This is a genomic window from Bacillus glycinifermentans (assembly GCF_001042475.2).
Taxonomy (GTDB): domain Bacteria; phylum Bacillota; class Bacilli; order Bacillales; family Bacillaceae; genus Bacillus; species Bacillus glycinifermentans.
This window is the reverse complement of sequence record NZ_LECW02000026.1, coordinates 22,463-43,161: the sequence shown is the minus strand read 5'-3', so window position 1 is coordinate 43,161 and position 20,699 is coordinate 22,463. Positions and strand designations below refer to the sequence as shown.

Genomic DNA, 20,699 nt, shown 5'->3' with positions numbered 1-20,699 from the left:
TTTGTTCGGGAGATACTTCTTTTGGTTTAAACAAAAGAAGCCCTAAAGGGCCGGCAACCTGTTTTTCTCTCCCCAATCGCACATCATATTCAACAAAGGAACGAGAGAAAGACCGCGTTCAGATAGCGAATACTCAACCTTCGGAGGTATTTGGGGAAATTCCTTCCGTATGATAAGGCCGTCTGCCTCGAGCTCTTTTAACATGATGCTCAGCGTTTTGAAGGAAATGGTACCTATGCTTCGCTTCAGCTCATTATGCCGCATAATCTTATTTTCAGACAGCCAATAAAGAATGATCATTTTATATTTGCCGCTTATTAAGGATAACGTATATCCAAAGCCGGTGTCCTTGAGGTCCACGCCGGTCGGAACACACGTTTTTCCGGTTTCGCTTCGCATAACAAACACTCTCCTTCGAAGAAACTTCTTACATCATTATCTAATCTGAATGAAAGGATGTAAAGAAAGACCGCTTTTAATCGCAGCTGCTTCCGTAAAAATGAATCCAAGTTTGAAGTGCACCTGGCGCTTCCCGCAATCGTTTAATGCTTGGGAATTTAGCCAGAGGAAAACTGCACCTCCGATTGTTAGATCGGGATGCAGTTCAAATACACGGGGGCTTCTTCGTTAATGTTCTGATTACGGCCGTTGCCTGTCATGAACTATTTGAATGTCGTCCATCGATCCTCGGGCATAGAACTTTTGTGTCGAAATTCCGATTTCAGCGAGGGCTCCGCCGTCTGTGAAGCGGATCGATGCATTGTGATACAGCGCCGCGGCATTCACGGCGCCGAAAAAGGCTTTTGCCGTTTTCGGATTTTCCGTGACGATCGCTTTTGAATGCTTTGTCCCGTACGTTTTAATATGGTCGCATGCTTCATCTCTTTATACTCCCCCACCCACCCGCAGGGGCAAATTCCTCGGTTCAGGAAGCAATGAATACAGTTGCTTATCATCAAAGTCAATAAATAAAACCAGACAATAATCTGGCAATTTTACGTTTGTCTTTTATCAGTAGATATCATTCTTCTTTATCAGTTTTCTGTATTGTTTTATTCTGGACAAAAAGAATTTCGCAGCCTTTCGTCATGTATCTGTCGGAATATCAAATCCCTTATTTTGAAATGCCTTATCCAACTTTTCAGTACCTAAAACTATAGCTCTTTGTCAGTCAAAATGACTTTTCCAATTATATCTTGAACATATGAGGAATGTATTAATATGATGTTCTCCCTTATTTGTAAAGCGATGAAAAAGCCGATATCCTTTCGGAAATATGATGTTTAGTTGGATAGCCGTATCCTCAATTATCTTTCCTCTCTGCACAAGTGTATGTATTCACCAAATGCAGGGAACACATCCCAGTTTCGCTCCAGACTGCCGCTAGTCTCACGCTCCTCGACTGAACCGGTTTTAAAATCTGTTTTCTCCATTGCTATGTGACCATCTTCGTGAAAGCCTAAAATCAAACCGCTTACTTCATCCTCAGTTACATCATCATATTCCCAATACATTGCTGTTCTTAAGAAGATTTTATTGTTACTTATAACTTCAAAATCATAATTTAAATATTTACGAGTCAGGTCATCATAAAAGCCCACCGAAATCCATTCATTTGTTACATTTACAATGTACTTGGTTTTGTCATCTTCGGTTAATACCGCAGTATATGGTTCATGTTTTTGGTGATGCAAGTATGCGGTACGATCATCAAGAATATTCCAAGGCTGTTTCTTGATGTCCGACCATTCATCACAATAATAAACTTTCATGAATTAAACACCTTCTCATTAATAAACTATTTCTTGTGAAATCACTTTTTAAACTTGTCGAATGAAAAGAACCAGTTTGATGAATGGAACTTTTAAAAAAAATGAGAAATTTGATCTTTGTCCATCTTTCTTCTCCTTATACTCCACATTGTTAACCTATCTGTAAAAGGCTTCATGATTCTAAAAAAACTTGCCAATGACAACACGGCAAGTTTAAACTATAGCAATTCTAATACATCAGTAAACAAGGCATCTCCTAATGTTAATCTCCTGTTGAAAGGCTGTATATGCGGCAATTCACTCCACTCATACACGGTATCGTAATAATCGTACAAATAACTGAGCTCAATATATCCTTTCTCTTGCATTATTTTATTAATATAGTTGGTTCCCTGAATGAATTCTAAAGATTCAGCGGTTCCTACAATATCATAAGCACCGTCGATTAATTCGTGTCTTAAAGAATAACGATAATCTAAAACATAAACAGGAACCAATTTAGATACTTTAATATTGATTTGCTGTTCTAAATGAAAACCGTTTTCGCCGGAAAGACTTTGCAAATGGATGTGAATTTCTCCTGAAGGATTGTTTAAATCTCTAACTTCAACTTTTTTCAAACCTTTCATTTGATTCAATTCATCAGGCACTTTTATTTTTTCAGCACATTTGATCTTGTACCATTCGTCTAATTCCCTATTCACAAAGAGACGATGAAGCAATTCACCGATTTCAGAGTATTCAACAATAAATCTGACTCCATGTTCCATGATTGAACAATCACAACCTATTCTAACATCCTTATATTGATCGTTTGTATTTTTCTCTCTTTCTTTCATGTTTTATAAAACCAAAAAAAGAAACCGTACCTGCTTTTTTGGTTTTATTTTATCACAGGGATGGTCTCAGCCTATCAAGGTAATCTTTCTCTTCCTTATTCATTTAAACTTTCTATTTCAATACCCCAAAAACTTCCTTCGTTTATGCAATTTGAGTCTACTCGTCTGAGTTCTTCTTTTAACCACGCTATTAGACTTTCTGGAATATCATGATCAATAAAGGCATCCTCGCCATTTATTTGTATGGCCTTGTCAATCATTTCCGAGAATAGTAATATACATTCTGCAAATTGATTTATTGAAGAGTTAATAAATACTTCTTTATATTCATCAACATTATTTAGATAAATGATTCTCTCGTTATTTTCAATCATACATATTGGATCTCCAGAACCAGTGGAACCTAACAACCAGTATTTTTGAAATGCTTCAGACATATCAAAAATACTTGTGATTGGTTTAAATGATGCTTGAGAGGATGAAAAATCTAAATAAGGTGGAGGTGTTTCAGGTAAACCTCCAAAAGATAAAAATTTTTTAAATTCCTCCGAAAAAGGAGTCTCTGTTAGTTCATCATACGGAAACTTTAACAATGGCCCATTTTTATTAACATCCCAGTTTCGATTAAATTCTTCGGGTAATAACATTTTTCACCTTCCAAATTCTTTTTCGAATGTTTTCAGTCTATTCACGATTTGTGCGTCTTCCCCAGTAATTTCCGATTCTTCTTCAACATTATAAATACCGCAATTCCAGGATGCAAGCTTTTAGGTTAAGCTATTGCTTCACCTCCTTCTTCAATATAATGAATGTCTCAGTAATAGATAATCAAAAGAACAGGTCTAGTCATGGCTATCTAACCATGACTAGACCTGTTCCACTTATTGTTATTTTATTTAATTAGGTTATCTGAAGCATTCTGTGGATCCGTTAGCCGATAACAATCCATTCATCTGCAAAATCCCAAAAGTTAATATTATATTCAGGCTGGTCTTTCGCTGACCATAAAGTAGCATGATCTTGCCCGCAATTTTTATAATCAATGGCAACATCAGTGCTCCATTCCATTGTTGAAAAAACCAAAGGATGTGTCCAAGCCAATCTGTAGCGGTTGGTTTAAATCGTCAATAATGCCCCAATCAAAATCATCATCTCCCAAGTAAGCAGCATCTTCCAATGATATTAAACCCATCGCTCCACTTGTATATTAATAAAAGCCATTGTGAATATTTTTATAGAAAGATCAAATTGAGGCAGGAATTTCTCTCCATGATTCCTGAAGCTGTTCGTTGTCAATTTTATTACGAGGAAGCCTTCCCTCACTATATAGAACTTTACCGTTCCGGGTTCTAATTGAGTATAAAGTAGATCATCTCCGTTTTTTCAATACCATCTATATTTTGCGACTGCTCCCGATGAGACGAGAAGCGCTCCATACCCTTCATTTTTCAGGCGGAACATCTGCTTTTTGCTGCTGTTTTCACCGTGAAGGCTTGTTAATGAACTGCTCCCCACTTTGACAACTCCCCTCTTTTGCCGAGAGGTCATTTTATCATCTATAATGGATCCTTATTTTGCTGCGACGAACTGTTCCAATTCCTGACTGATCGTTTTCGAGCGTTTCGCTGCATGTCTGATCGCCTGTTCGATCGCTTCGCCGCCTCCGTTTTCCTCCAAAGCCTTCAATCCGGCGGCAGTCGTTCCGTTCGGAGAGGTGATGTTGTCTTTGAGAACAGCGGTATCCAGGGGGCTTTCCAACAGCATTTTTGCGGCGCCCAAAAGCGTCTGCGCCCCGATTTCTCTCGTTAATTTGCCGCTTAAACCGGCCTCTGCCCCTGCTTTTTCGATATGCTCCATCAAATAATAAAAGTAGGCGGGCCCGCTTCCGGCGATTCCTGTGAAAATGTCCATTTTGCTTTCCTCAATGCAATAGACTTCTCCCATGCATTGCAGCAATTGTTTTGCGGTTTTTGAATGATCGGCTGTCACGGCCCTTCCTTCGGACATCGCGGTTGCCGAGGCGCCGATCGTACTTGACGTATTCGGCATCATTCTGATGACAGGCTGCTTGTCGTACAGCGCTTCTTCAATAAATGAAATCGGAATGCCAGCTAAAACTGACAACATGAGCTGATGGGGTTGAATATGCGGTTTTATGGAACGAAGAGCAGCTTCGGCATCCTTCGGCTTCATCGCCAAAATGAAGCAGTCAATTTTTCCGTAATCGAGCTCTTCTTTTTTGATGCCTTTTATTCCATATTTGTTCTGGAGTTCTTTTAAACGACGGTGATTCGTATGATTGGTCACATAGATTTGGCTGGCGGGCAGCTTTTTTGACTGGACGATGCCTGAAATCATCCCTTCTGCCATGGACCCGGCACCGATAAAAGCTACGTTTTTTTGCTCAATATTGATCTTTAACATCTCCCTTTGTTCGCATTCTGTTCGTATTTTCCGAACACGGTTAGTATATTAACACGTTAGATATTTATGTCAAGTTTACGTGTTTTGACTGGACTGTAAGCAAATATGCGGAACACGGAAAAATCGTTCTTTCGCTATTCGCCGATTTTGTCCGTTTGAAGGCCTTTCGTCCCAGACAGCGGAAAACCGGGAGTCTTTCAGCATGGTGCAAACGCATCGATTCTTTAAGGAAAACCGCGGACCTGATGGTTTCTTGAGTCCGCGGTTTTCCTTGATTAATATTGGGTAATGTAGAGCTTTTCCTCATCGCCCCGCCATTCTGCATATAACACATCGCTGTAATTTTGAATGTTGCGGCTCGATAATTGCTGCTTGAGCCAGCTTTTATCAAACCCGGCTTCTTTCAGGTTTTCCTCTTTCAGCTGGCCGTCAAGAATGAACGCAATCGGAAGCTGGACGGGTTGATACGGGATGTTTAACTCCGATTTTGTCGGCGTCTCGTATTCATGTTTGCGAAGGACGCTGATCGAGCCATCTGTTTCCAATATCGCGTATTCGATTTCATGAAGGGAAAAACAGCCTTTTTCACGCGCTAACGTTTGCAGCTGGTTTAAATCGAGTTTGTTTTTTTTCAAGGCGCTGTAATTGATTTTTCCCTTATCGATAATGATATTCGGCTTTCCTTCGAGGAAGCCTCTCATGCTTTGTGCTTTTTGCGATAGAATCTCGATCGAATAGATGAGGATCCCCCATACCAAGATGGCAAAGAGAACTTTCGATATGGTGACGTCTTCGTCAAAAATCGCGTTCCCCACCATCTCTCCGAGTATAAGAGCGGAAATGAAATCGAACGGGGTGATTTGGGCGAATTGGGTTTTCCCCAGTATTTTCGTCATGATAAATAAAGCGGCAAATCCGATGATCAGTTCAACCGCCAATTGTAAATAATCCATCAAGGTTCCCTCCCGACTCTCTCTTCATTGTTAACAATCGGGCTAGGGTTTAAACCCGCCGCGTTTAACCATCGGGTATGAAGCATGTAAAAAAGCTTATCCGCCTTTTGAGCGATAAGCCTTTGTACCGATTCTTCTTTTAAAAAGCCAATGACGATGTCTGGCCATTCATCTGCTGCAGAGCGCACGGATTATCAGTTTGTTTGCATGTTTTTACCCTTTCCCTTCGGCCGACAGCGTCCAGAATTACCCGGCAAGACAAAAAATTCCCGAATAGACGAGCCCGACGCAGCCTCCCCGGGGTTCGGCCATTTACCCGAGCCGAAAGTCCTGCCGGGACTGGTGCAGCCCGCATTCTGTTTTAGCGAGATTTGCCCATCTCCCCGCTCTTATATCATCGCCCTCTGCCACAGGAAGTGTGCATACTTCGCATCCGATGCTCGGATAATGCTCGTCATGCAGCTTGTGGTATGTCAGGTGATTGAGTTTGATGTAGCTCCATACATCGTCCCAGGTCCAGTGAATAAGGGGACAAATTTTAATTAGTTTGAACTTGTCATCCTTGTTGATGTAGCGGACGTGCCGCCTCGTTTCCGACTGTTCCCGCCTCAGTCCGGTAATCCAGGCATCCGCGCCTGAAAGGTGCTTTTTTAACGGCTCGATTTTGCGGAGGGCGCAGCACATATCGGGCTGACGCTTCCAAAGCTCGCTGCCGTACCTGTCTTCCTGCTCCTCAAGCGTGATATCCGGCTTCAAGCAGCTGATCGTAAGGCCCGGATACTTGTCTTTGATCGTCTTGATCAGATCATAGGTTTCCTGAAAATGAAGGCCTGTATCTAAAAAAACGATAGTAGCGTCTTTTTTTATTTTCGATATCAAATCGATTAAAACGACTCCCTCGGCTCCAAAGCTGCACGCATAAACAATGTTGTCATACGTGCGGTACGCCCATTTCAGAACGTCCGTATCACCGCAAAAGCGATCCATGGTCTCTTTTGCGGCGTCTTCATTCCATGTGTGATACGTTAAAACGCCGTTCATCTATTTTCCCCCACTTTTCCAGATTAAGACACATAGGCAGGTTATTCAGTTCCTAAAGCAATTGTGCCAGGAAGAAAAACTTCAACCGGTCTGGGGTGAATCTGTCCATCTTGACGTCTTCATGAAGTGTGGAACCTTATAAAAGGAGGGCGAATATAATGCTTTGACTTCGCAAATGGGGAAATACCCATCCTAAAACATACGACCAGTTCTGATTTTTTAAACACGCTGCCTACAAGGGGGTGGAAAACGAGATCGCTCCTTGCCGGATAAGCAAAACATCTCCACCTGAAAAGATGCAAAACCTGTATCCGCACCTTTTTTCGAGTCGCTTTACACATACAGCGGCATATCCATGAAAGTCAAAGATTGTGAGGGGTAATAGCATGATTTCATCTGAATTGAAGCTGCCCGAGAGGCAGCTCAAACCGAGAACAAACGGGATCACCATCCTGATTGATAACGGAGTTCCCGAAAACTTGTTTAAAGACACCATCAGCGGAGCGGCCGACTATATAGACTTTGTGAAATTCGGCTGGGGGACGTCACTGATCACGAAACGCCTGGAAGAGAAGATCGATTGCCTAAAGCAGCATGACGTGCAATATTTTTTCGGGGGAACCTTATTTGAAAAGTTTTTAAGCCAGGATAAGATTGAAGATTATTACCGCTATTGCAAACGGTACGGCTGTAAGTATGTCGAAATATCAAACGGGACGATTCGCCTGTCCAATAGAGAAAAAGCGAGTTTTATCTCCGATTTTTCAAAGGAATTCCGCGTGTTCAGCGAGGTAGGCTCCAAAGACAGCGCGATCAGCAATGAACAGCAGTCATCGGAATGGATCGATTACATTCTTGAAGATCTTGAAGCGGGGGCCGGGAAAGTCATCACAGAAACAAGAGAAGGCGGAACAAGCGGTTTATGCAAAAGCGACGGAGAAATGCGCTCACAGCTGATTGAGGAAATCCTTGCGTCCGGAGTGCATCCGGACAATCTGATTTTTGAGGCACCGACAAAAAAATTACAGACGTGTTTTATCGAAAAAATCGGTCCAAATGTAAATTTGGCAAACATTTCGTTTCAAGATGCGATTCCGTTGGAAACGCTGAGGCTTGGACTTCGTTCAGATACATTTTATTTATTCGAATAGGTTCGCCCCTGGGGCGGGTCTATTTTTTGTTGCGATAACCGGCAATGGGCATAAAAAGCGGGCGCAGGCGAATCTGATAGATCGCATCGATGATCTTTGTTGAAATCCATTGGCAGACGAGCGCTTGAATGACGATCCCCCAGGCGATAACCGACGCTGTCAGCATAAAGATGAAGGCGTTCATCAAAAACAAAGCGGTTCCGGGCTTTCCCCCGCGGTATATAGAAATCATCAAAGCCAGGGCGCCGAATCCCCCGTTTGAAATGTTGTATTTGTATAAAATGCCGACGCCGGTTCCTAACAGAACAGCACCGTAAAATAAATCCAGCCAAATATTATTGGTTGTCATCGCAGGAAAAAGAGATTCAAAGATCTGCACCGACACGGACGTCATGGTAATCGATGCCATCGTTCCGACGACCGTCACCGGTTCAAGCCATTTGACAGCTGTCAGGAGCAGTGAAAAGTTGACGGCCCAGACCGTTAAACCGTGCGGGACCTGAAACCAAAAATTGAGCAAAACGGCTATTCCCGCAGCCCCTCCCGAAGGAATGTGGTTTGGAAACAAAAACATTGCCATCCCCAGCCCCTGCAGGACGCTGCCCAAAAAAATAGCTTGTGCGATTTTAAATTTTCTTCCCATACGGATGTAATCCCCTTTACCTGAACTTGTCCTCTCTTCACTATATGAAAGGGGAAAACAAAAATATAACAGATTTTCGGAAAGGTTAGCCGTAAGCAGTCCCGTCCCAGAGATATGCTTTGACTAACTCCATATCCACCTCAATGCGGTCAGGAACCTGAACATAACCGTTTACTGTTCCGTAATGGACGAGCTGTGAAAATGGATTTTCCATCATGTCCCACTCAACCGGTTCGATGTCTTCACCTGCCATTTTCGTCCACGGCGATAAACAGGCCTGAGCGAAAACCGCATATAATCTCGAAAACGCTCCGTCATAACAGTGCGGGGATATACGCCTGCCAAACGCGCGGGCAATCTGCAAGGTGCACCGAAAATCGTCTATTCCCTCACAGTGCATGACATCAGGCTGAATGACATCGACGGCATGTTCCACCATCAGCGGCAAAAACTGCCCGGCTCCTCTCAAATTCTCCCCTCCGGCAACCGGTACGGAAAGAGCTGAGCGCAGCAGTTTGTACTCCTTTATATCAGCGAACGGCAACGGCTCTTCAAACCATAGAAGATTTGGCCATATCGAAAAGTAACGCTCCCATTTGCGAGCGGCGGCCAAATCGTAGCTTTGGTTGGCATCCAAAATAAAGCGGATCTTTTGCTCTGTCATGACTTGGACATCCTGAATATGTTTCAGGTCCTCGTCAAATGTCCTGCCTCCCGTTTTGATTTTGACTTGTTGAAATCCCTTGCTGACGGCTTGTTCGATTAGACGAAGGGAATGTTCGCGCCAATCGGTTCTGTCCGAGTAGGATTGAAAGGAGGCGTAAACCGGGACCCGTTCTCTCAGCTTTCCTCCCCATACATCGCATATTGAAAGACCGGCTTTTTTTGCCGCAATGTCTGTCAAAGCCATGCTGACAGCCGCTGCCGCCCGCTGATGCCATTTCTTGATGACGCTGACAATCTGCATGCGGTCAGTGGCTTGTTTTCCGATTAAATAAGGGATGATCCGCTTTTGAAATCCGGTTTCCAATAAGGGGAGCCAGTCTGCGCACTCCCCCCAGCCGGTGAGCCCTGACGCCGTTGTGATTCGGATCAAATAGAGTGTTCTGTAGTGTTTATAACCGTTCGCATCCCCATAAGGAGAGGAAAGTTTGTGAAATAGCGGGTACGTTTCAACTTTTTCAATGCGCATATCTTCTTCCATCCTTCGCGTCAAGCCGGCTGCAGTCCTTCAGGCCCCTTTTTTTTCGAGTCTTCCTTTTTGACGTGGATCATTGTGAGAACGAGAATGCCGATGACAAGGGTCAGCCCTGCGATCGACATGAACATTCCGATTTTCGACCATTCCATCAGCCGTCCGAAAATCGGCGGGCCGATGGCCACGCCCAAAAACCGGACCGAACTGTAAAGCGATGTCACAAATCCCCGTCTTTCTTTGCCGACAGCGCCCGTTATGAAGCTGTTGACGCACGGCAGGACAAAGCCCGTGCCGATACTGCTGACGACGAGAATCGAGATAAACGGTACAAGAGCGGAGAAAAATGACAGCGTCCCGTAAGAAACGGTGATAAATGCGAGGCCGATCAGCATCAACCTTTTCATCAACCGCTGATTTTGTCCGATTTTACTTCCGGTAATGTATGAAGTCGTACACATGACGAGAAGCGGAATCGCCAAAATCAGCCCTTTTTTCACGCCATCTGTCTGGAATTCTTGTTCAAGCACATCTGATAAATAAAACAAAATGCCAAACAGGGTAAACAAGCAGACCGCACCTGCCAAATAGGCTGTAAAGAGCCATCTTCCCTCATGTTTAAACACGCTCACAAGTCCCTTCACATATTTCCCAAAGGCCGGCGGCTCTTTCTTTTTGTCGTTTTCTTTAATAAAAATCCAGGTGAGCAAGATTGGAGCGATACAAAAAGCCGGAAAGGCAAAAAACACCCAATACCAGGCGATCAATGCGATGAGCGAGCCCAATATCGGAGACAGCACCTTTCCGAAGCCGTTGGAAGCTTCGACGATGCCAAGCACCCTGCTTTCTTCAGAGCCTTTGAACAGGTCTCCCGTCAGCGCCATGGCGAGCGATGCTGTACCTGCTGCTCCGAGTCCCTGCAGCCCCCGGCCGATCAGCACCCATGAATATGCATTCTCAAATGTCGTGGAGGCGAATCCCGCGAGAATCCCTCCTATACCATAAAGAAACAGACACGGTATGATAATGACTTTTCGCGAAAATCTGTCGGCCAGGTAGCCGAGCAATGGAATAAAAACGGCTGCCGTTATCGAAAATACGGTAATGATAAGACTGACCTGGAACTGTGACAGGTTAAGCTCAGACTTAATTTTAGGCAGGATCGGAATCAGCATTGAATTTCCCAATGTCATAATGACGGGAATCGATCCGATGGCAACAATGGTCAGGCCTGAGGTTTGTTTTTCTTCCATAAGCTTGTACATCCTTCCTTCTGCAAAATAAACTTGACATCCCAATTAGATTTCCCGCAAGCGTCAGTTGCTATTCCCTGCCAACCGCTGTCGTCCCTTGAATGTTCTCGCGGCTGCGCTGTGTTAATCGCTCTGTATACAAATCGATGTCAACCGTATACTTCGGCCGGTTTTTCACCTCGGTAAAAATCGTTCCGATATATTCGCCGATGATGCCGATTCCCATTAATTGCAGGCCTCCCAAAAGCCATATCGAAATGATCAGGGATGTCCAGCCTGCATTCGTATAGCCGAGCATCTTTTGAATGATCGCATAGATGCCGGCAATGCCGCTCAGAAAAAATAAGAAAAAGCCGATGAGCGTAAAAAAGCGGATCGGGGCCACACTGAATGACGTAATCCCGTGAAAAGCAAAGGACAGCATCTTTTTAAGCGGATATTTCGTCTCTCCCGCAAGCCTTTCCTTTCTGTCATAGAACACCTTTGCCGAACGCAGTCCGATCAGCGGCACGATCCCGCGCAGAAAAACGTTGGCTTCATGGTATCGCGAAAGCTCTTCAAGCGCTCTTTTGCCGAGCAGGCGGAAATCGGCGTGATTGTCGACGAGACGGATGCCGAGTTGGTTCATTAGCCTGTAGAACCACGCCGCGCTCGTGCGCTTAAAAAAGGTGTCGGTTTTCCGGCTGTGGCGGACGCCGTATACAATCTCATATCCTTCATGATATTTTTTTATAAACTCCCGAATCGCGGAGACGTCGTCCTGAAGGTCGGCATCGATCGAAATTACGCAGTCAGATTTTTGCTTCGCTTTATCAAGCCCTGCCAAAAGCGCCTTTTGATGTCCCGTATTTCGGGCCAATTTCAACCCTGTTACATAATGGTTTTTGGTACTTTCCATGGCGATCAACGACCATGTCCGGTCTTTTGAGCCGTCATCAACGAAGAGCAGCTTGCTGTCGGCTGAAATCAATTTTTCCTCCGCCAAATCGCATAACACGGCGGTCAGCCGCCTTGCTGTTTCTGAAAACACTTCCTCTTCGTTGTAACACGGAATGACGATCGTTAGTAAAGGCTCCGGTACATTCAATGTGCTTCCTCCTCACTTGGCTTCATATAAATAAATGTTCCAGGCCGATTCCGGATGGCTGAACCGTTTTAAAAACGTCAGCTTGTTTTGTTCGGCATTCATAATCGGAACCGATGAAAAGATATAGCGCCCTCCCATTTCTTTAAAGGCTTCTGCGTTTAACTCCAGGTTGGTGATTTTTTTCTTGGAGTTCTTTTTAAAAGCATAGTGTTTCCCGAGCTCCGCGACGAACAGGTAGCAGCGGCTCCCCCATTCATCAAAGTAGCGCTTTAAGGCGGCATTTTTATCAAGCTCCTTAGCGATGATTTTCCGGAATTGATATTTGTATTTCAGCGGATATATATTGGCATACGTATCAAGCGTGTAAAAACCGTTGTACTGGGCAATGGCCGGATGGAGGCCGATGCTCGCCACCCGGTATGAACGCTCCGGCTTCCCGATATATTGTTTGATCTGTTTAAATTGTTCAGATGCGTAAAACTCCCGGAATGACGGGGCATGGCGGTATGCCCCGTACGTCAGCTCCTCATGAAAAGGAACGAGAACGATAAGCTGTGCGGCAAGCGCCGCATACACAAACCGCCGCCACCTTTCTCCGAGCCGCCACAAAATATAGCATGCCGCCGCAAAACTTACATAGATGATGAGCGGCCGCAAAAAATGAAAGCGGGCGAAGTTAAACGCCGCCAAAAGGCTGAACTTTTCTTTAGGCAATGCCCATAGCTTGTTAAACCATAACGCATACCATAATGAAAGCGCGTAATTGAAGAAGAACAGAAATATAAAGAGCTTCTCTTCGCGGCTGCGCCGTCCCTGTTTTCCAATTGTGATCACCAGGGTAAGCAGGATGACCGGAAGAATGACCGCCGTATGGACCGTCATCACGTGATTGTGGCCAAGGACGAAATTTTTAACTGACAGTCGGAAGGAGTGCCAAAGATCGTGCCTTGATGAGATAAATTCGACGCGGTGCATCGTCTCGCCTGAAGAAAACATCGAATACACAAGACGGTATTCTACGGCAAGGAAAATCCCCGTCATAAAAGCGATGCTTCCTAAAAACGGAAGATTCACATCGCGTTTGATGAAGAGGTCATACAGCCAAAGCAGCGATACGGCTGCAAGGAAAAAGAAAAAGCCGAGGACAAAGCTTGAGTAGAGCGGCAAGAGTGCAAGTGTCAGCCACTCTTTCACAAAATAATCGCGCCCCCGAATATTTAAAAAGGCCCAAAGTGCCAGCGGGTGCCCCAGCGTGCTCAGCATTCCGGAGGGCCAAAACGGTGTAAGCGCAAAAGCGAGGGAGACGCCGATTCTGATCAAATAGGCTTTGTCAGCGCGGATCATATGTTTTTTCAAAAGCAGGTACATGCCGATGAAGGCGAACACGCGCGTTATCGTTTGGCTTAACGCATACGCGGTCATCGACGGAAACAAGGAATGCAGCCAGACAATCCCGCTCCATTCCGTGCCGTAGGCATCGCGGGGCAGCCCGTTGATGATCTGCGGAATGACGGCTTTTACGCCCCCGAGCAACTGCCCGCTTTCCGCCAGCACTTTATACCAGGCGATATTCGAGTCAAGGTTGTCGTGAACGCGGATATGGGCGTCTTCGTTAAGTATGTAAAGCGGCAATACATAAAGCAAAATTGCGGTAAAGGCAAGGATGAGACACTTGTTCTCACGGCTGATCTTGTTTGCAAATGTCGACATAAAAACAACACATCCATACAGAAATTTGTGGGGCGGCTGTCACTTCTTTGTTATTATTTCTGCAGGCGTTCTGAAAAATTCATCAAAATAAAAAAGAGGCTTTCCGGCAATACGGAAAGCCCCTTTCTTACCGCGGATAGTACGGATATGGCGGATAGTATGGGTAATATGGAAAAGGATACGGGTAATAGAAGTACGGATAAGGATAATACGGACGCGGCCGAGGCCGAGGCCGCGGGTAAGGATACGGATAATATGAATAGGGCTGCTGTCTTTCATCTGTCATATCTTCTAAGTCATCCATGAAATGGCCGTTTGCTTCCAACTCGGGTAGCCTCCTTTGTTTAGTTTGAATACTTTAGGCTATGATGCTGCCTATAAAATGGAGTACGTACAAATTATTTTTATCTCCCTGAAAATGTTCTGTCCGTAACGGCTCCCTTTTATCAACGGAAATCCCATCTTGAATGTTGCCCCCCGGCGGCAAGCAAAAAGCCCGGCTCACCGACCTGAAAAATCAGGTCATGCTGCCAGGCTGTCATCTATTCATGATCCCCTTTTCTTTACGGTAAAACAGAACTCCCCATTAAATACCGGTCTACTTCGCGGGCTACCTCACGGCCTTCATGAATGGCCCAAACGATTAAGCTTTGGCCTCTTCTCGCATCCCCGGCTGCGAAGACTCCCTCGACATTTGTTTTAAACTCCCCGTATGCTGCGTCGACTTTATTTCTGACCGCTTTGACCCCGAATTGCTCGAGAAGCGGCTGTTCAGTGCCTTCAAAGCCGATGGCGATGAAAACGAACTGGGCAGGCCAGACTTTTTCCGATCCCGGAATTTCGTGAAATTCGAACTTCCCTTGTTCGTTTCTTACTTTTTTCATTTGAATCGTGTGCAATTCTTTTAGATTCCCGTTTTTATCTGCGACAAGTTTTTTTGTTTGAATGCAGTACTCTCTCGGGTCTTTTCCGAATTTCGCCTGCGCTTCTTCATAGGCGTAATCGAGCGTATAAACGTGCGGCAGTTCCGGCCACATGTTTTCGGCGGTTCTTGTGTCAGGAAGCTTTGGATGTTTGCCGAACTGGACGACGCTCCGCGCCTTTTGGCGCAAAGCCGTCGCAACGCAGTCAGCTCCCGTGTCACCGCCGCCGATGACGATAACGTCTTTGTTTTTTGTGTTGATGAATTTTTTATCTTTGAAATTTGAATCGAGCATGCTTTTGATTGTGCCTGTTAAATAGTCCATCGCAAAGTGAACGCCTTTTGCTTCGCGCCCCTCGATCTGCAGGTCGCGCTGCTTTTGCGCTCCTGTGCAAAGAATGACCGCATCGTATTGGCTTTTCAGCTCATCTGCCGTAATGTCCTTGCCGATTTCCGTATTTGTGATGAAATCAATGCCTTCCTGCGTCAATAATTTGATGCGGCGCTCTACGACGCTTTTTTCAAGCTTCATACTCGGAATCCCGTAAGTCAATAAACCGCCCGGGCGGTCGGCGCGCTCATAAACGGTGACGGAATGCCCCGCCTGATTGAGCTGATCGGCGCTTGCAAGCCCTGCCGGACCTGAGCCGACAATTGCAATTTTCTTGCCGGTCCGTTTTTTCGGAATCCGCGGCTTGATCCATCCGTTTTCAAACCCTTTGTCAATGATCGTCCGTTCGATGCCTTTGATCGAAACGGCAGGATCGGAAATCGCCACCGTACAAGAGCCTTCACAAGGCGCGGGACAGACGCGCCCTGTGAATTCCGGGAAGTTGTTCGTTTTCAGCAGGCGCTCAAGCGCTTCTTTCCACCTTCCGCGATAGACGAGATCATTCCATTCCGGAATCAGGTTATGAATCGGACATCCGGACGTATAGCCGCCAATGTCCATGCCGATTTGGCAGAAAGGCGTGCCGCAGTCCATGCAGCGCGCTCCCTGTCTTTTCGAAGCTTCCTCAGAAAATGGAGACGAATATTCGTTCCAATCGTTTATCCGCGTGAGAGGATCGCGTTCAGCAGGCTTTTCCCGCTTAAATTCCATAAATCCTGTTGCTTTGCCCAATTTTCCCCTCCCCTTTCTTACTGTGCCACCGCTTCTTTTGCTGAGGCAGAAGTTTGAATCTTTTGCTTTGTACCGGCTTCAAATGCGTACATCATCGCTTCTTCGTCAGATAAGCCGGCTGCTTTTTGCTCTTTTATCCGCTCTATCATTAGCTTGAAGTCTTTCGGAATCACTTTAATAAACCGGGTGGCGGCTGATTCCCAATCTTCAAGAATCGAAGCCGCTTTAGAGCTGCCTGTATAGCGGTAGTGGTTTTCGATCATCGCTCTCAGCTCCGACATTTCCTCAGGCGCTTCAAGCCTCTCGAATTCGATCATTTCCATGTTGCATTTCCGTTTGAACGCCTTTTTGTCTTCGGCGTACACATAGGCGATTCCGCCTGACATCCCGGCTGCGAAGTTTTTGCCGACATCCCCTAACACGACGACACGTCCTCCGGTCATATACTCGCAGCCGTGGTCCCCGATTCCTTCGACCACAACGTTTACCCCGCTGTTTCTGACGGCAAATCGTTCACCGGCGAGCCCGTTAATATAAGCTTCACCGCTTGTTGCCCCGTAAAATGCTACGTTTCCGACGATGACATTGTCACGGAAAGCCGGATTGAAATCGTCCGGCGCCTTGACGGCGATTTTTCCGCCTGACAAGCCTTTTCCGATATAATCATTGGCATCTCCCGTCAAATAAAGCGACATGCCCTTCGGTACAAATGCCCCGAAGCTTTGCCCGGCTGAGCCCGTAAAGCGCAGCGTGATCGTATCATCAGGCAAGCCTTCTTCCCCGTACCGTTTTGAGATTTCGCTTCCGGTGACCGCCCCTGTCACACGGTTGATGTTGCGGATCGAAAACGACGCTTCCGCCGGAATCCCGTTTTCGATCGCAGCACTTACCGCAGGCAGAATCTCGGTCATGTCAAGCGACTCATCGATTTTATGATTTTGCGGCGTACGGAATATACGTGCGCCTTCAGGCTGGTGCAGCAGATTTGATAAATCGAGCTGACCCGCTTTCCAATGCGCTTTGGCGCGTTCGCTGACGCGAAGGACATCTGTGCGGCCCACCATTTCGTCAACGGTTCTAAAGCCGAGCTGCGCCATCAGTTCGCGCACTTCCTCTGCGACAAAGCGCATGTAATTTACGATGTGGTCCGGGTCACCCGTGAACTTTTTGCGAAGCTCAGGGTTTTGCGTCGCGACCCCGACAGGGCATGTATCCAAATGGCAGGCTCTCATCATCACACAGCCGAGTACGACGAGCGGGGCTGTGGCGAAGCCGAATTCTTCCGCGCCTAAAAGCGCGGCCATCACGACGTCTCTGCCTGTCATTAATTTTCCGTCCGTTTCTAATACAACCCGTTCGCGCAGGCCATTGAGCATCAATGTTTGGTGCGCTTCTGCAAGGCCAAGCTCCCACGGCAGGCCGGTATGCTTAATGCTCGTTTTCGGAGATGCGCCTGTACCGCCGTCATAGCCGCTGATGACGATGACGTCTGCCGTAGCCTTTGCGACACCGGCCGCGATCGTGCCGACGCCGGCTTTTGCGACGAGCTTCACGCTGATCCGCGCATCACGGTTGGCATTTTTCAAGTCGTGGATCAATTGCGCCAAGTCTTCGATTGAGTAGATGTCATGGTGCGGCGGCGGTGAAATCAAGCCGACTCCCGGCGTTGATCCCCTGACATTGGCAACCCATGGATAGACTTTATTTCCCGGAAGCTGTCCGCCCTCTCCGGGCTTTGCGCCTTGGGCCATTTTGATTTGCAGTTCATCGGCATTGACGAGATAGTGGCTTTTAACGCCGAATCGTCCTGATGCGATCTGCTTGATGGCGCTGCGGCGGTTGTCGCCGTTTTCGTCCGGAATAAAGCGCGCCGGATCTTCTCCGCCTTCCCCGCTGTTGCTTTTTCCGCCTAAACGGTTCATCGCAATCGCCAGTGCCTCATGCGCTTCCTTGCTTAACGAGCCGAATGACATGGCCCCGGTTTTAAAGCGGCGCACGATCGATTCAACAGATTCGACGTCTTCGAGAGGCAGCGGATTCCGCGTGTTGTCAAAGGTAAAGAGATTGCGCAAAAAGCCGATTCTTTCTTCGTCTGCAGCCTTGGAATACTGCTTAAAGAGACTGTAATCTCCTTTGCGGCACGCCCATTGCAGCGTATGGATCGTTTTTGGGTTAAAGGCGTGATGTTCGCCGCCTTTTCTCCATTGAAAATCGCTGCCTGCATCAAGCGTCTCATTTAACGTATCTGCGTATGCTTCCCTGTGGCGGCGCTTCGCTTCTTCAGCGATCGTATCAAGCCCGATGCCGCCGAGCTGTGACGCCGTACCTGTAAAGTAACGGTCGATGACGTCTTTGCCGATGCCGACCGCTTCGAAAATTTGCGCGCCCCGATAGCTTTGAACAGTGGAAATTCCCATTTTCGACATGACTTTGACGACGCCTTCGGTTACGCTTTTGCTGTATTTTGTGACAGCTTCTTCATAGCTGATCGACAGGGCACCTTCTTCAATCGCTTTTTTATACGTGGCGTACGTGAGATACGGATGGATAGCGTCCGCTCCGTAGCCGATCAATGCGGCAAAATGGTGAACTTCCTTTGCTTCACCCGATTGGGCGATGATGCTGACCTTCGTGCGTTTCCCGGCGCGGACCAAATATTGATGCAGCGCGCTGACGGCAAGAAGTGCAGGGATCGGCGTTTTTTGTCCGTCCATTTTGCGGTCGGATAAGATGAGCAGCGTTACCCCTTCTGCAATTGCTTTGTCCGCTTCCTTGCACATGTCTTCAAGTCCGCTTTTCAAATCGCCGGTAAACAGCGTGTGGATCGTCTTGCTTTTAAAATCCTGATGTACGAGCCCTTTCAGCGAGTAGAACTGTGCGTTCGTTAAGACAGGCGTGTACAGTTTGATCCTGCGGCAGCTGTTTTCGTTCGGATGAAGAACGTCTCCTTCGGCTCCGAGCCATGTCAAAGTCGATGTGACGATCTGTTCACGGATCGCATCAATCGGCGGATTGGTAACTTGGGCAAACAGCTGTTTAAAGTAATTGAAAAGCGACTGCGGCCGGTCTGATAAAACGGCAAGCGGAACGTCATTTCCCATTGACCCGAGCGGATCTTTTCCTTCTGTAATAATCGGAATCAAATACTTTTGAATATCCTCATACGTATAACCGAACGCTTTTTGGCGGGTCAAAAGGTCAGTCACAGGCTTTTCCTCTGTTTCCTCGATGTCATTGCTGACATGAACCAGGCCTTTCTTCAGCCATTCCTGGTATGGAAACTCGCCGGCGATTTCTGATTTCACCTCTTCGTCCGAGATGATCCGTCCTTCATCGAGATCAATCAGCAGCATTTTTCCCGGATCAAGCCGGTCTTTGTACAAAATATTTTCCTGTTCAACGTCAATGACGCCGACTTCAGAGGAAAAAATAATGTAGTCGTCTTTTGTGACATAATAGCGTGCTGGTCTGAGTCCGTTACGGTCGAGAATCGCCCCGATCTGCTTTCCGTTTGTAAACGAAATCGCCGTCGGACCGTCCCATGGCTCCATTAATGAGCTGTGGTATTCATAGAAGGCTTTCTTTTCTTTTGACATGTATGGGTTCTCGTTCCACGGTTCAGGAATCAGCATCATGGCCGCATGCGCCGGCGCTCTTCCGGCGAGCACGAAAAATTCAAAAGCGTTGTCCAGAATGGAGGAATCGCTTCCGTTTTCGTCCAAAACCGGCAGGACTTTCTTCAGGTCGTCCCCGAACGCTTCGGAAACAAACTGCTGCTCTCTCGCTTTCATCCAGTTCATATTGCCGCGAAGCGTGTTGATCTCCCCGTTGTGGATAAGATAGCGGTTCGGGTGCGCCCTTTCCCAGCTCGGAAACGTGTTTGTGCTGAAGCGCGAATGAACAAGCGCAAAAGCCGAAACAAAATCTTCATCCTGCAGATCTTCATAAAAAGCATCAACCTGCTCAGGCGTAAGCAGCCCTTTGTAGACGATCGTGTTGCTCGAGAGGCTGACGACATAAAACGACTTTTCCCGTTCGCGCGCCCAGTTTTCCGCCTGCTTGCGGATGATATATAATTTGCGTTCAAACGCCAAGTTGTCTTTAAGCTGTCCGTTCGCTCCGATAAATACCTGACGGACGACAGGAGCGCTTTTTTGCGCCACTGTTCCGATTTTTCCGACATTTGTCGGTACAGTCCTCCAGCCGAGCACAGACTGGCCTTCTTCTTCAATTAACTGATTGATATGTGCTTCAATTTGACCGCGTTCGCTGTCATCCTTTGAAAAGAAAATCATGCCGACTCCATAGCGCCCTTTTTCAGGCAATTGAAAGCCGGAACAGACTTTCGCGAAAAAAGCATCAGGAATCTGCATCATAATACCTGCTCCGTCTCCGGTATGCGGGTCACTGCCCTGACCGCCCCGATGGTCCAATTGACAAAGCATTTGCAATCCCTTTTTGACGATATCATGGGTAGGAAGGCCTTTTAAGTGAGCGTAAAGACCGATTCCGCATGCATCATGTTCAAATTCAGGACGGTAGAGACCTTGCGCTTTCGGTAATTGGTTATAAGTCATAGTTCCTCT

The 20,699-nt window shown here is 46.5% G+C and carries 17 protein-coding genes and 2 pseudogenes; 1 reads left to right on the top strand and 18 read right to left on the bottom strand.

What is annotated here, in order from left to right; genetic code table 11:
* Positions 1 to 42: 42 nt before the first annotated feature.
* From AB447_RS16125 to AB447_RS16090, 10 genes and pseudogenes are all read right to left on the bottom strand, one after another.
* A complete protein-coding gene (locus tag AB447_RS16125; protein WP_048355180.1) occupies positions 43 to 399 on the bottom strand; it encodes a winged helix-turn-helix transcriptional regulator in 357 nt (118 codons plus the stop codon).
* 240 nt (positions 400 to 639) lie between these two features.
* Positions 640 to 882 (bottom strand): annotated as a pseudogene (locus AB447_RS26935) (hypothetical protein); the annotation flags it as partial.
* A 425-nt stretch (positions 883 to 1,307) separates the two neighbouring features.
* A complete protein-coding gene (locus AB447_RS16120) occupies positions 1,308 to 1,772 on the bottom strand; it encodes a hypothetical protein (RefSeq protein ID WP_048355181.1) in 465 nt (154 codons plus the stop codon).
* A gap of 218 nt (positions 1,773 to 1,990) precedes the next feature.
* Complete coding sequence (locus AB447_RS16115; protein WP_048355205.1) at positions 1,991 to 2,542, bottom strand: hypothetical protein; 552 nt, start codon at positions 2,540 to 2,542, stop codon at positions 1,991 to 1,993.
* 164 nt (positions 2,543 to 2,706) lie between these two features.
* Positions 2,707 to 3,258, bottom strand: coding sequence for an SUKH-4 family immunity protein (locus tag AB447_RS16110; protein WP_048355182.1), 552 nt, complete (start codon positions 3,256 to 3,258; stop codon positions 2,707 to 2,709).
* Positions 3,259 to 3,541: 283 nt separating this feature from the next.
* Positions 3,542 to 3,679, bottom strand: a complete 138-nt coding sequence (locus AB447_RS25905) for a hypothetical protein (RefSeq protein ID WP_156415993.1) — start codon at positions 3,677 to 3,679, stop codon at positions 3,542 to 3,544.
* A 333-nt stretch (positions 3,680 to 4,012) separates the two neighbouring features.
* Positions 4,013 to 4,159: pseudogene (locus tag AB447_RS25900) on the bottom strand (glutamate 5-kinase); the annotation flags it as partial.
* Between the two features lie 21 nt (positions 4,160 to 4,180).
* Complete coding sequence (gene proC / locus AB447_RS16105; protein ID WP_048355183.1) at positions 4,181 to 5,035, bottom strand: pyrroline-5-carboxylate reductase; 855 nt, start codon at positions 5,033 to 5,035, stop codon at positions 4,181 to 4,183.
* Positions 5,036 to 5,310: 275 nt separating this feature from the next.
* Positions 5,311 to 5,988 (bottom strand): DUF421 domain-containing protein, encoded by a 678-nt coding sequence (locus tag AB447_RS16100; protein WP_048355184.1) that lies wholly within the window; start codon positions 5,986 to 5,988, stop codon positions 5,311 to 5,313.
* A 312-nt stretch (positions 5,989 to 6,300) separates the two neighbouring features.
* Positions 6,301 to 7,029, bottom strand: a complete 729-nt coding sequence (locus tag AB447_RS16090) for a phosphoadenylyl-sulfate reductase (protein ID WP_057957659.1) — start codon at positions 7,027 to 7,029, stop codon at positions 6,301 to 6,303.
* Between the two features lie 386 nt (positions 7,030 to 7,415).
* Between AB447_RS16090 and AB447_RS16085 the strand changes: the two genes are divergently transcribed.
* Complete coding sequence (locus AB447_RS16085) at positions 7,416 to 8,180, top strand: phosphosulfolactate synthase (protein ID WP_048355186.1); 765 nt, start codon at positions 7,416 to 7,418, stop codon at positions 8,178 to 8,180.
* A gap of 19 nt (positions 8,181 to 8,199) precedes the next feature.
* Here AB447_RS16085 and AB447_RS16080 read toward each other — a convergent pair whose 3' ends face one another.
* The 8 genes from AB447_RS16080 to gltB all read right to left on the bottom strand — a co-directional run bounded on the left by AB447_RS16080 (position 8,200) and on the right by gltB (position 20,690).
* A complete protein-coding gene (locus AB447_RS16080) occupies positions 8,200 to 8,823 on the bottom strand; it encodes a YitT family protein (protein ID WP_048355187.1) in 624 nt (207 codons plus the stop codon).
* An 85-nt stretch (positions 8,824 to 8,908) separates the two neighbouring features.
* A complete protein-coding gene (locus tag AB447_RS16075; RefSeq protein WP_048355206.1) occupies positions 8,909 to 10,015 on the bottom strand; it encodes a mandelate racemase/muconate lactonizing enzyme family protein in 1,107 nt (368 codons plus the stop codon).
* 20 nt (positions 10,016 to 10,035) lie between these two features.
* Entirely contained in the window at positions 10,036 to 11,271 is a 1,236-nt protein-coding gene (locus tag AB447_RS16070; RefSeq protein ID WP_048407329.1) for an MFS transporter, read from the bottom strand.
* 70 nt (positions 11,272 to 11,341) lie between these two features.
* Entirely contained in the window at positions 11,342 to 12,358 is a 1,017-nt protein-coding gene (locus tag AB447_RS16065; protein WP_048355188.1) for a glycosyltransferase family 2 protein, read from the bottom strand.
* 12 nt (positions 12,359 to 12,370) lie between these two features.
* Complete coding sequence (locus tag AB447_RS16060) at positions 12,371 to 14,068, bottom strand: DUF6044 family protein (protein WP_048407330.1); 1,698 nt, start codon at positions 14,066 to 14,068, stop codon at positions 12,371 to 12,373.
* A 39-nt stretch (positions 14,069 to 14,107) separates the two neighbouring features.
* Positions 14,108 to 14,347 carry a hypothetical protein gene (locus tag AB447_RS25895; RefSeq protein WP_156183678.1) on the bottom strand — a complete coding sequence of 80 codons (240 nt, stop codon included), beginning with the start codon at positions 14,345 to 14,347 and terminating at the stop codon, positions 14,108 to 14,110.
* Positions 14,348 to 14,631: 284 nt separating this feature from the next.
* Positions 14,632 to 16,113, bottom strand: a complete 1,482-nt coding sequence (gltD, locus tag AB447_RS16050) for a glutamate synthase small subunit (RefSeq protein WP_057957658.1) — start codon at positions 16,111 to 16,113, stop codon at positions 14,632 to 14,634.
* 17 nt (positions 16,114 to 16,130) lie between these two features.
* Complete coding sequence (gltB, locus tag AB447_RS16045; RefSeq protein ID WP_048355190.1) at positions 16,131 to 20,690, bottom strand: glutamate synthase large subunit; 4,560 nt, start codon at positions 20,688 to 20,690, stop codon at positions 16,131 to 16,133.
* Between the last annotated feature and the right edge of the window lie 9 nt (positions 20,691 to 20,699).

Coding starts and splice junctions, on each gene's coding strand:
- AB447_RS16100 (WP_048355184.1), bottom strand. CDS start 5,988: ATGGATTATTTACAATTGGCGGTTGAACTGATCATCGGATTTGCCGCT.
- AB447_RS25905 (WP_156415993.1), bottom strand. CDS start 3,679: ATGGAATGGAGCACTGATGTTGCCATTGATTATAAAAATTGCGGGCAA.
- AB447_RS16110 (WP_048355182.1), bottom strand. CDS start 3,258: ATGTTATTACCCGAAGAATTTAATCGAAACTGGGATGTTAATAAAAAT.
- AB447_RS16080 (WP_048355187.1), bottom strand. CDS start 8,823: ATGGGAAGAAAATTTAAAATCGCACAAGCTATTTTTTTGGGCAGCGTC.
- AB447_RS16120 (WP_048355181.1), bottom strand. CDS start 1,772: ATGAAAGTTTATTATTGTGATGAATGGTCGGACATCAAGAAACAGCCT.
- AB447_RS16085 (WP_048355186.1), top strand. CDS start 7,416: ATGATTTCATCTGAATTGAAGCTGCCCGAGAGGCAGCTCAAACCGAGA.
- AB447_RS16115 (WP_048355205.1), bottom strand. CDS start 2,542: ATGGAACATGGAGTCAGATTTATTGTTGAATACTCTGAAATCGGTGAA.
- proC (WP_048355183.1), bottom strand. CDS start 5,035: ATGTTAAAGATCAATATTGAGCAAAAAAACGTAGCTTTTATCGGTGCC.
- AB447_RS16125 (WP_048355180.1), bottom strand. CDS start 399: ATGCGAAGCGAAACCGGAAAAACGTGTGTTCCGACCGGCGTGGACCTC.
- AB447_RS16070 (WP_048407329.1), bottom strand. CDS start 11,271: ATGGAAGAAAAACAAACCTCAGGCCTGACCATTGTTGCCATCGGATCG.
- AB447_RS16090 (WP_057957659.1), bottom strand. CDS start 7,029: ATGAACGGCGTTTTAACGTATCACACATGGAATGAAGACGCCGCAAAA.
- AB447_RS16060 (WP_048407330.1), bottom strand. CDS start 14,068: ATGTCGACATTTGCAAACAAGATCAGCCGTGAGAACAAGTGTCTCATC.
- AB447_RS16075 (WP_048355206.1), bottom strand. CDS start 10,015: ATGCGCATTGAAAAAGTTGAAACGTACCCGCTATTTCACAAACTTTCC.
- AB447_RS25895 (WP_156183678.1), bottom strand. CDS start 14,347: ATGAAAGACAGCAGCCCTATTCATATTATCCGTATCCTTACCCGCGGC.
- gltB (WP_048355190.1), bottom strand. CDS start 20,690: ATGACTTATAACCAATTACCGAAAGCGCAAGGTCTCTACCGTCCTGAA.